The sequence below is a fragment of the Acinetobacter sp. ANC 4862 genome, from assembly GCF_004336635.1.
In the GTDB taxonomy this organism is placed as follows: domain Bacteria; phylum Pseudomonadota; class Gammaproteobacteria; order Pseudomonadales; family Moraxellaceae; genus Acinetobacter.
This window is the reverse complement of sequence record NZ_SJXH01000062.1, coordinates 1-9,331: the sequence shown is the minus strand read 5'-3', so window position 1 is coordinate 9,331 and position 9,331 is coordinate 1. Positions and strand designations below refer to the sequence as shown.

Genomic DNA, 9,331 nt, shown 5'->3' with positions numbered 1-9,331 from the left:
CTTCAGGAGTTGATACGCTGTGCAGGCCATTACATTGTGTGGCTTCCTAAATATAGCCCGGACTTAAATCCTATAGAAAAAATGTGGTCACGAGTAAAAATGATTCGCAATAAGTTTAGAGTTAAAGATATTGATAAATTGTTTAAAGATTACTGTAATGATTTATTTGGTATTTAGCTATAGTAGAAGCTCATCGGAAGGTGGGCTTTTTGACATTGTTTGTTCATATGAATAAAGGATAATGACTTTTTTTATTTTTGAGCTTTAATTGAAATGGCAATTCTAACTGTCAAGAAATTAGATGATACTCTTAGTGAATTAGCAGTTAACGGCAAAAAACCTGAAAAGATTTTGTTAGGTTATAAAGCATATGGCGAGCTAATGAATGATCGCGGATTTTTTGAAGAAGTAGCAGGCTCAGCAATGGATCCAAACAAACGAAAATATAAGAATATTAAAATTAAGGTTACTCAAGACGAACACCAGCTTGAAGTGAAGTGCTCAAAAGAATAGATTTATATAGCAACAAAAGCTCGGTCAAATGATCGGGCTTTTGTTGCCTATTGAACAGTAACCGTGGTATTAAGAGTGTATTGTTTTTAAACAATAGCTCTAATTCAGCGCAAATGGTTAGAAAGAAGCTCACTTAGTAATAGGTGGGCTTTTTTAATGTTTAGAATTTATTGTATGAAAAGAAAAATAACTCAAAGTAAATGAGTCAAAACAGTTTCTCTATATTTTCTATACTTTGTAGTCAAATTTTTGGTGATATTTTAATCTTGCGAATACAATAAAACGCATGTAAAACGAAGAAAATGACTGCAGCACCGGCCCACTTATTTGAAGGAGTAAGTGGGCTTTTTAATTGACTGAAAGTTACCTGTCAAAGCGCGCCAGATTTTAATTAGGTTGAATCACACCAGAATCAGATCAGTTGTGAATTAAACGTGATATTTATCAAAAAATTACGAAATAAATTGATTGATTGAATAGTAAATATCGAGTAATTTTTCCATTAGGTTAGATGAGGTTATAGATCATCTAACTGAGCGAATCGATTGACACTCGGAAAGACGGGAATTACCACAAATGCTTACAGAAATGTGAGCATTTTTAATGCCCTGAGAAATGCCTGTGTAAGCAATATCAGGGCACCTAAATTCTAATTATGGCGAATTTGCCATGATTAAAACCCTGAAAGAATTATTAACACTTGATACATAATTGCTTAAGCTGTTGTTAATAAATTGATTTATTTATTAATATTTTAACTTTTGGTTTATTTTAGTTAAAGTTCACTTGAAAAGTGTGTATAATTATCAATAGAAACTAGCTGTAGTTTCCTGACCTTCAGAGGTCCTTAGTTTATAAGCCCACACCAAACTACTACCGGAGTGGGCTTTTTTTTGTCAGGAGAAAAGTATGTTCCACTTCTTAATGTGTTTATTTGGTCTACATGGTGCGACTGAAATTGAATACACGGCTGATGATGAAGAAATCAAAGTGTGTCGGGATTGCCTAAAAGAAGTTAAGTGATTATTTATTAAGCCAAATATTGGTTTTATTTATTGATAGAAAAAGTATTTTTATAAAGCTCAGATGTGCAAAAGCGAGAGTGAACTCTCGCTTTTTACTCTTAAACTATCTTACTAATGTAAGAATAATTTTAGAATTATAGTGCTACGATGTTTACAGCATTCGGGCCTTTTTGACCTTGAGTGATGCTGAATTCAACTTGTTGGCCTTCAGCCAAAGTTTTGAAACCAGAGTTAGCGATTTCGCTGAAATGAGCAAAAACGTCAGGACCGTTTTCTTGTTGAATAAAACCGAAACCTTTAGTTTCGTTGAACCACTTAACAGTACCTTTAACAGTATTAGACATAATACAATCCTATAAACTTTAATATTTTTTGGTTTATTTAAAAACCGGGTGTTAACTTGAAAATATGAATGGAACTTTAAATCTGAAAAACGAAGGATTATGACTAAAACTGCGAAATACAAAAAGATTTACCAGAACAAAACTATTTTTCTAGTTGAGATAAAGAATACAGGCATCTTTAAGAATGTGCAAGCTAATATTTAACTATTGATGCTTTTTATACCGGGTATTTGTAAGTAAATAATTATTTTCAGTAAATCAATAATTTATCTTTTGGTTCTGATGATTTTTTTATCGCGTTAAAGTCATGTTTGGATGCTATTTCATAGATTTAAACGACTTTATTTGAAAAAGTGACTTAAATTTTTCCAGATTGATCATCTTACGCATTATAAAAAAATACCTACATCTACATACTGACTTTAAAGCAGTCCTTATTAATATTTTCATGGGGCTTATTATTGTGAATTTAGGGTTTAAACAGGCAATGAATGCCTGAATGCGTTATTTTTTAATTAAAACTGAATAAAGTTTGCTTTGTAATGGCTTAAGGCGTATAAAGCTAACTCGTTGATGCGGGATGGAGCAGTCTGGTAGCTCGTCGGGCTCATAACCCGAAGGTCGTTGGTTCAAATCCAGCTCCCGCTACCAACGAAAGAATAAAGAGTTTATAGCCTAATCTACACAGATTAGGCTTTTTTTATGCCTTTTGTTTAAGTCTAAACTCGGGTTTTTCCCTATATAAAGGAAGCATTATTTCGTATTTCCCTTAACTTTGATTATGATAGAGGGAATAGGAGAAGGTTCATGAATAAGTTATTCACTTTAATGGTGTTGGTTGCTTTGGTGGGTTGTGCTGAAAAAAAACCATTAACTGCTGAAGAGCAGTGGAAAGGCTATTGTACAAGTGTGGGAAATGCTGCAAATACAATTATGTATGACCGTCAAAATGCAATTGATAAAGCTGCAGCATTAGAACATGCCAATAAAATTGAAGATGCAACGACAAAAACATTCATCTTGGATATTATTGAACAAGTCTATGCATTTCCATTAGCTGAAATTACTGCAGATCCACAAGCAAGCCGTAATCAATTTAAGCAAAAAATCACAGAAAAATGTATCGCGACTCCGCACGATAAAATGCCAGACTACAAACCGTTCTAAAGAACGGTTTTTTTATATTTATTATTATTTAAATATCTAAAAATAGCCTAAGCATAGTCGGCATAAATTGTGACATTTGAGTAAATCGTAAATATAGAAAAGCTTATATAAATAGTGAATAATGAAAATAACTACAAAAAAACTAAGGAGCGCTATATGGACGTTGTGGGTTATCTACATAATGCAGACTTGCTCTTAGAAGATGAACAGGGTGTTGTCGTGATGGGCGGAAGTCATTACGTACTCAGTTTGGGCGATAAAGTCTACCTTCGGCATATAATTGATCAAGAAACGAAGCTTTATCAGGTTCATATTTCATTTGCCAGCGCAGACCATGCTATGCTTCATGAGGATGAAATTCAGGTTAAATTTGAAGGTTGTCGCGATGATTTACGTGAATACATGAATGCAACGACAGTCCACTAAGGTTGAATGTTTTTCTTTTAAAAAAAAGGGCAACATTAGGTTGCCTTTTTTATGTATGAGTTTTAGTCAAAAGTTAATTATTATCATCATTGAAGGTGTACATTGGGGTGGGCTTGATTATTGAGTGATCAATATGAGCATCATTTAGATACTAAATAACGGACATCATAAAGAAACACTCTACTTGCATTAACTTTTAACTGGAATTTTAGTAAAATTTTGCAGTCCATATTATTTGTGAAGCTTTATAGAAGCTGGAATTCACAGGTAATTTTTTAAAAAAGAGGAATAACACCGTGCTAGAAGCTTACCGCCAACACGTTGAAGAACGTGCCGCACTCGGAGTCCCACCGAAGCCACTTGACGATGCTCAAACAGCTGACTTGGTTGAACTATTAAAAAATCCCCCAGCTGGTGAAGAGGCATTTTTAGTTGATTTGCTAGAAAACCGTGTTCCTGCAGGTGTTGACCAAGCTGCTTATGTTAAAGCCGCTTTCTTGGCTGCTTTGGCAAAAGGTGAAGCAACTTCTCCACTTATTTCTAAAGAACGTGCGGTTTACTTGCTAGGTACTATGCTTGGTGGTTATAACGTTGCGCCTTTAGTTGCATTGCTTGACGATGCTGAACTTTCTGCACTTGCTGCTGAAGCGTTGAAAAAAACCCTTCTTGTATTTGATGCGTTCCATGACGTTGCAGATAAAGCGAAAGCGGGTAACGCAAACGCTCAAGCAGTTATGCAGTCTTGGGCTGATGCTGAATGGTTCACTACACGTCCAGACGTTCCATCTGAAATTAAATTGACAGTTTTCAAAGTAACTGGCGAAACAAATACAGATGACTTGTCTCCAGCTCAAGACGCTTGGAGCCGTCCAGACATCCCATTACACGCAAATGCGATGTTGAAAAATGAACGTGATGGTATCAACCCTGAAAAACCAGGTGAAGTTGGTCCGTTAAATCAAATTAAAGCGCTTATCGCGAAAGGCAACCAAGTTGCTTACGTAGGTGACGTTGTTGGTACAGGTTCATCTCGTAAATCTGCAACTAACTCTGTACTTTGGTTCTTTGGTGATGACATCCCGCACATCCCGAACAAAAAAGACGGTGGTTACTGCCTAGGTTCTAAAATCGCTCCAATTTTCTTCAACACTATGGAAGATGCTGGTGCTTTACCAATCGAGATCGATGTTGCTAACATGAACATGGGCGACGAAATCGTTCTTAAGATTGATCATGCTGCTGCGAAAGTTACTGCGTCTAAAGACGGTGCGGTAATTGCTGAAGCTGACCTTAAAACTCCAGTTCTTCTTGATGAAGTTCGTGCGGGTGGTCGTATCAACTTAATCGTTGGTCGTGGTTTGACAACTAAAGCGCGTGAAGCTTTAGGTCTTCCAGTTTCTACTTTGTTCCGTACTCCGGTTCAACCTGCTGCGACTGGCAAAGGCTTTACTCAAGCACAGAAAATGGTTGGTCGCGCTTGTGGTCTTCCTGAAGGTCAAGGTGTACTTCCAGGTACTTACTGTGAACCTAAGATGACAACTGTTGGTTCGCAAGATACAACAGGTCCAATGACTCGTGATGAATTGAAAGACTTGGCTTGCCTAGGCTTCTCTGCTGACCTTGTTATGCAATCTTTCTGTCATACAGCTGCGTATCCAAAACCAGTTGACGTTCAAATGCAACACTCGCTTCCTGATTTCATCATGAACCGTGGTGGTGTGTCTTTACGCCCAGGTGACGGTATTATTCACTCTTGGTTAAACCGTATGCTTCTTCCAGATACTGTTGGTACTGGTGGTGACTCGCATACTCGTTTCCCAATTGGTATTTCATTCCCGGCGGGTTCTGGTCTTGTAGCGTTTGCTGCAGCAACTGGTGTTATGCCATTAGACATGCCTGAATCTGTTCTTGTTAAGTTCAAAGGTAAAATGCAGCCTGGTATCACGCTTCGTGATCTAGTACATGCAATTCCTTACTACGCAATTCAAGCGGGTGACTTAACTGTAGAGAAGAAAGGTAAGAAAAACATCTTCTCTGGTCGTATCCTTGAGATCGACTTAACAGAAATGGAAACTGACCTGACTGTTGAGCAAGCGTTCGAACTTTCTGATGCTTCTGCTGAACGTTCAGCTGCTGGTTGTTCTATCACGCTTTCTGAAGAGAAAGTTGCTGAATACCTTCGTTCAAACATCACTATGTTGAAGTGGATGATTTCTGAAGGTTATGGCGATGCGCGTACTATGGCTCGTCGTGTTGAGAACATGGAAAAATGGTTGGCTAACCCAAGCCTTCTTAAAGCTGATGCTGACGCTGAATACACTAAAGTGTATGAAATCGATCTTAACGACATCAAAGAACCTGTTCTTTGCTGCCCGAACGATCCAGATGATGCGAAACTGCTTTCTGACGTTCAAGGCGTGAAAATTGACGAAGTATTCGTTGGTTCATGTATGACGAACATCGGTCACTTCCGTGCAACTGGTAAGTTACTTGAAAAAGTTCCTGGTGGCGTATTGTCAACTCGTTTGTGGATTGCTCCACCTACGCGTATGGACGAACATCAGTTGATGGAAGAAGGTTTCTATAACATTTATGGTAAAGCTGGCGCGCGTACTGAAATGCCAGGTTGTTCATTATGTATGGGTAACCAAGCACGTGTAGCTCCGAACACGACATGTGTATCGACTTCTACTCGTAACTTCCCGAACCGTTTAGGTCAAGGTGCTAACGTTTACTTAGCTTCTGCTGAACTTGCATCTGTTGCTGCTGTACTTGGTAAATTACCAACTCCAGAAGAATACCAACAGTACGCAGCTCAAATTGACAGCATGTCAGCTGATATCTATCAATACCTAAGCTTCGACAAAATGGGCGAATATACAAATGCTGCTAAAGACGTTGATACTAAGAAAATTGCTGCTGCTCAATTATCATAAGTTATTGAAAAATAATTTAAATTGAGTTAAAAATAAGGGCTGATTAATCAGCCCTTATTTTTTATGAAAAATTATTACGAAGAAAAATTTGAAACTTTATTTTTGAAATTTGGTGCTGAAATTGCAAAAGAAAAAATTGTTGAAGACCTTTTATATAAAAGTACACAACCTAAGATAGGATTGTTCAAAAATAAGTTTGATATGTTTTGGCAATCAAATTTTATTAAGTTACTTACAGTTGATGAAGCTAAAAGTGAAAACTACATTTTAGCTTTGAGCCAATATATTCGTTATACAATTACAGCAAAAAAAGTTTGCATCGATTTCATAAAGCTTGATGTTGAGAGTTTTATTTTGGCAGTTAGGTATTCGGGAATTATTCTAAATTCAGAGCATAATTCTTGGAATATTGTCAAAGAAATAGATATTGATTTATCAATACACAAAATTTCTTCTTTTCTTAGGGTTGTTGAAAAACTTCAATCAGAATATGTTTCTAGATTAGAAGAATATGAAGTAATTAAGAAAGAATTAAGTATTGGTCAAGTAACAGCGATGATATTTAGCAGTTTATATGCCTATGAATATTTAATACCTAATCAAGATTTTTTTCATTATTTGCCTTATCAATATGATTTAAATGAAAGTAATTCAGCTGAAAGTGTATGGAAAGCATTTGATCATATTGTTAAAACTTCTCGAAGAAATAACAAAGTTCTGACAGAAAATTCTTTGGGTTTGGCACTTAAATCTAAAATGATGCCATTTATGATAGGTGATGGCTTAACAGAAGAATTAATATTTGAATATGAAACATTTAAAAAATTAATTGCCATAAGAGTAGAAATCCAAAATTATCAAAGAAATGTATTAGAGTCTTTCTGCTTTAATAAGTCTGTCAATTACAATCTAAAAGAAAAGCAATTAATACATACAAATTTAAAAGATAAAGATGATCACTGGTCTCAAAAACACGCAATATTTTTAAATTATTGGTTTTTAAAAGGAAGCAATAAACTTATGTCTTCCGATTATATTTATAGCATTATTAATACAGGCGAAAATTTAGAAGCCAATGCAATAGCTTTATCGAAAGCTCTGGGGATAAAAGAACAACTAAGTAATCTTTATGGGATTAACGAATTAAAGATTAATAATGTAAGTCTTGATTTATTTGATGTCTTGAAAACTATTACTTTATCGCAGGCACACTATTTAAAAGATCATATTGAAAAGTTTTTAGAATTCTTAAATCAAACCAATGATAATCTAGAGGCATTAAAAATGCTGATGATGAATGGAATGATGACTGGGCAAAATAGAATGCCTATGAGTTTTGCATGGCAAAAAGATAAAGCTAAAAAGATGTCTTCATGGATTGCAATTGGCTCTAATAATGAAAAAAATAGAATGATGAATCAAATTTTAGACTTTTGGAGCTGCAATTTATATGATGAAAGTGATGATTCCACATTTATGCAAAAACCTTTTTATAAAGTTGATGACTTGATTTTTCAATTTCCTTGGTTAACGGCTTTCCAAAATTTAAATACGTCAATAGTCAATTATGTGAGAAAATTATATAAAAATAGGCTTGAACTTAAAGGCGAAACTGATCAGATTGAGTTGAACTTGGCAGAAAAATTTAAGAAAGCTGGTTTTCAAGTCTTCGCACAATACTTACCAAAAAATGGAAATGCGGGCGAAATTGATTTAATAGTGATTTATGAAAATCATATTATAGTTATGGAAATTAAATCGTCATATATAAGAAGTAGTATTAAAGAAATATATGAATATCGAAATTTTACTTTGAAAAAAGCAGCATATCAGCTCACTAAAAAAGTAGAGTATATAAAATATGATTTTGTACAAGAATATTTTGAAGATAATAAAGATGTAAAAATACATTCTTGGATTGTTGATACTAGTTTAGAATTTGACCATGAATATTTTAATGGTCATCTAAAAGTTTCGCTTGATGAGCTTATAATAGCTTTAAATTCTGATTCATCTTTTATGCAGGCAATAATTGAAGGTAATCTGGAAGAGAGGGAAGAAATCACAGAAGTTAAATGCATTGAGTTTATAAAAAATATTGAAAATAACAAGTTTTGGACAGAACAGTTAAATAATTATGAAGACAGTATTGAACAGATGCGTGCAAAATTTGTTTGAAAAAGTAGGCAGTATAAAATTTATAATACTGATTGGCGTTATGTCTCTTTAAAACTCATAATTTAAATCATCTTTATTGCTTATGATTTAAATTAATAGAAAAATACTATTCTGGTTTTATTGATAGTTCTTATACGCTTGTCATTGGCGATGCTTTACAGTTCGAATAATAAATTGTTTAATCACCACATAATTTAGTGATTTAAAAGTTGATCTAACCAAATGGCAAAACAATCACGCTTCCTCTGTATTGGTGGTTTCCTGAATGGAACCCAAGTCAAAGATCAAGGTGAAAGCTTTGAATGTACAGAAAATTCAAAAAAAGTAACTTATCACAAACGTGAAATTTTCCATCCAAATTCATGGGATCACGATTACTACGTTTGTGAAACCACGACAGAGAAACAAGCTAAAAATTGGGTGTATGACATTGAGTCAAAATAATATTTTATTCGATAAATAAAGACATGGGTTGGCATTAACGTCAGCCCATTTTTATATCTGTTTTAAAACATGAGCCTGTAAATTATTTTGTGTAAGTTCCATTTTTTATAAATGATCTTTTAATCGATCATCGAACTGAATCGTAAACCAATTCATCGCTAAACGCCAATTTTGAATTGGCATTGTCCATTTTTTAGCAGCATTTGAAGTTGCTAAATAAATGACCTTTTTCACTGAATCATCAGAAGAGAAGATCTTTCTCTTTTTAGTTGAATGGCGAATCACGCTATTCAATGAT

At 34.7% G+C, this 9,331-nt stretch carries 8 protein-coding genes, 1 tRNA gene and 1 pseudogene; 8 read left to right on the top strand and 2 right to left on the bottom strand.

Going from position 1 to position 9,331, the window contains the following annotated elements; translation table 11 throughout:
- Nucleotides 1-9: 9 nt before the first annotated feature.
- Both E0409_RS17020 and E0409_RS16160 read left to right on the top strand, forming a co-directional pair.
- Nucleotides 10-177 (top strand): transposase, encoded by a 168-nt coding sequence (locus tag E0409_RS17020; protein ID WP_353682215.1) that lies wholly within the window; start codon nucleotides 10-12, stop codon nucleotides 175-177.
- A gap of 96 nt (nucleotides 178-273) precedes the next feature.
- Nucleotides 274-513, top strand: coding sequence for a hypothetical protein (locus E0409_RS16160; protein ID WP_131292545.1), 240 nt, complete (start codon nucleotides 274-276; stop codon nucleotides 511-513).
- A 1,159-nt stretch (nucleotides 514-1,672) separates the two neighbouring features.
- Here E0409_RS16160 and E0409_RS16155 read toward each other — a convergent pair.
- Nucleotides 1,673-1,882: a cold-shock protein gene (locus E0409_RS16155; RefSeq protein WP_053577989.1), complete on the bottom strand. Its 210-nt coding sequence runs from the start codon at nucleotides 1,880-1,882 to the stop codon at nucleotides 1,673-1,675.
- Between the two features lie 574 nt (nucleotides 1,883-2,456).
- On the opposite strand from E0409_RS16155, the gene E0409_RS16150 reads away from it, so the two are divergent.
- The 6 genes from E0409_RS16150 to E0409_RS16125 all read left to right on the top strand — a co-directional run bounded on the left by E0409_RS16150 (nucleotide 2,457) and on the right by E0409_RS16125 (nucleotide 9,033).
- A tRNA-Met gene (locus tag E0409_RS16150) sits at nucleotides 2,457-2,533 on the top strand.
- A 156-nt stretch (nucleotides 2,534-2,689) separates the two neighbouring features.
- On the top strand, nucleotides 2,690-3,049 hold the full coding sequence (locus E0409_RS16145; protein WP_131292542.1) for a hypothetical protein: 360 nt from the start codon (nucleotides 2,690-2,692) through the stop codon (nucleotides 3,047-3,049).
- A 156-nt stretch (nucleotides 3,050-3,205) separates the two neighbouring features.
- Nucleotides 3,206-3,475 (top strand): hypothetical protein, encoded by a 270-nt coding sequence (locus tag E0409_RS16140; protein WP_131292539.1) that lies wholly within the window; start codon nucleotides 3,206-3,208, stop codon nucleotides 3,473-3,475.
- Between the two features lie 296 nt (nucleotides 3,476-3,771).
- Nucleotides 3,772-6,411 carry a bifunctional aconitate hydratase 2/2-methylisocitrate dehydratase gene (locus E0409_RS16135; RefSeq protein ID WP_131292536.1) on the top strand — a complete coding sequence of 880 codons (2,640 nt, stop codon included), beginning with the start codon at nucleotides 3,772-3,774 and terminating at the stop codon, nucleotides 6,409-6,411.
- Between the two features lie 63 nt (nucleotides 6,412-6,474).
- Nucleotides 6,475-8,589: a nuclease-related domain-containing protein gene (locus E0409_RS16130; protein WP_131292532.1), complete on the top strand. Its 2,115-nt coding sequence runs from the start codon at nucleotides 6,475-6,477 to the stop codon at nucleotides 8,587-8,589.
- Nucleotides 8,590-8,811: 222 nt separating this feature from the next.
- The gene (locus tag E0409_RS16125; RefSeq protein ID WP_131292529.1) at nucleotides 8,812-9,033 is read left to right on the top strand and encodes a hypothetical protein; all 222 of its coding nucleotides are present in this window, start codon (nucleotides 8,812-8,814) and stop codon (nucleotides 9,031-9,033) included.
- A 105-nt stretch (nucleotides 9,034-9,138) separates the two neighbouring features.
- On the opposite strand, the pseudogene E0409_RS16120 reads toward E0409_RS16125, so the two are convergent.
- Nucleotides 9,139-9,331: pseudogene (locus tag E0409_RS16120) on the bottom strand (IS256 family transposase); the annotation flags it as partial.

Excerpts from the sequence above, each read along its gene's own strand:
- E0409_RS16160 (WP_131292545.1), top strand. The coding sequence starts at position 274 with ATGGCAATTCTAACTGTCAAGAAATTAGATGATACTCTTAGTGAATTA.
- E0409_RS16155 (WP_053577989.1), bottom strand. The coding sequence starts at position 1,882 with ATGTCTAATACTGTTAAAGGTACTGTTAAGTGGTTCAACGAAACTAAA.
- E0409_RS16145 (WP_131292542.1), top strand. The coding sequence starts at position 2,690 with ATGAATAAGTTATTCACTTTAATGGTGTTGGTTGCTTTGGTGGGTTGT.
- E0409_RS16140 (WP_131292539.1), top strand. The coding sequence starts at position 3,206 with ATGGACGTTGTGGGTTATCTACATAATGCAGACTTGCTCTTAGAAGAT.
- E0409_RS16130 (WP_131292532.1), top strand. The coding sequence starts at position 6,475 with ATGAAAAATTATTACGAAGAAAAATTTGAAACTTTATTTTTGAAATTT.
- E0409_RS16125 (WP_131292529.1), top strand. The coding sequence starts at position 8,812 with ATGGCAAAACAATCACGCTTCCTCTGTATTGGTGGTTTCCTGAATGGA.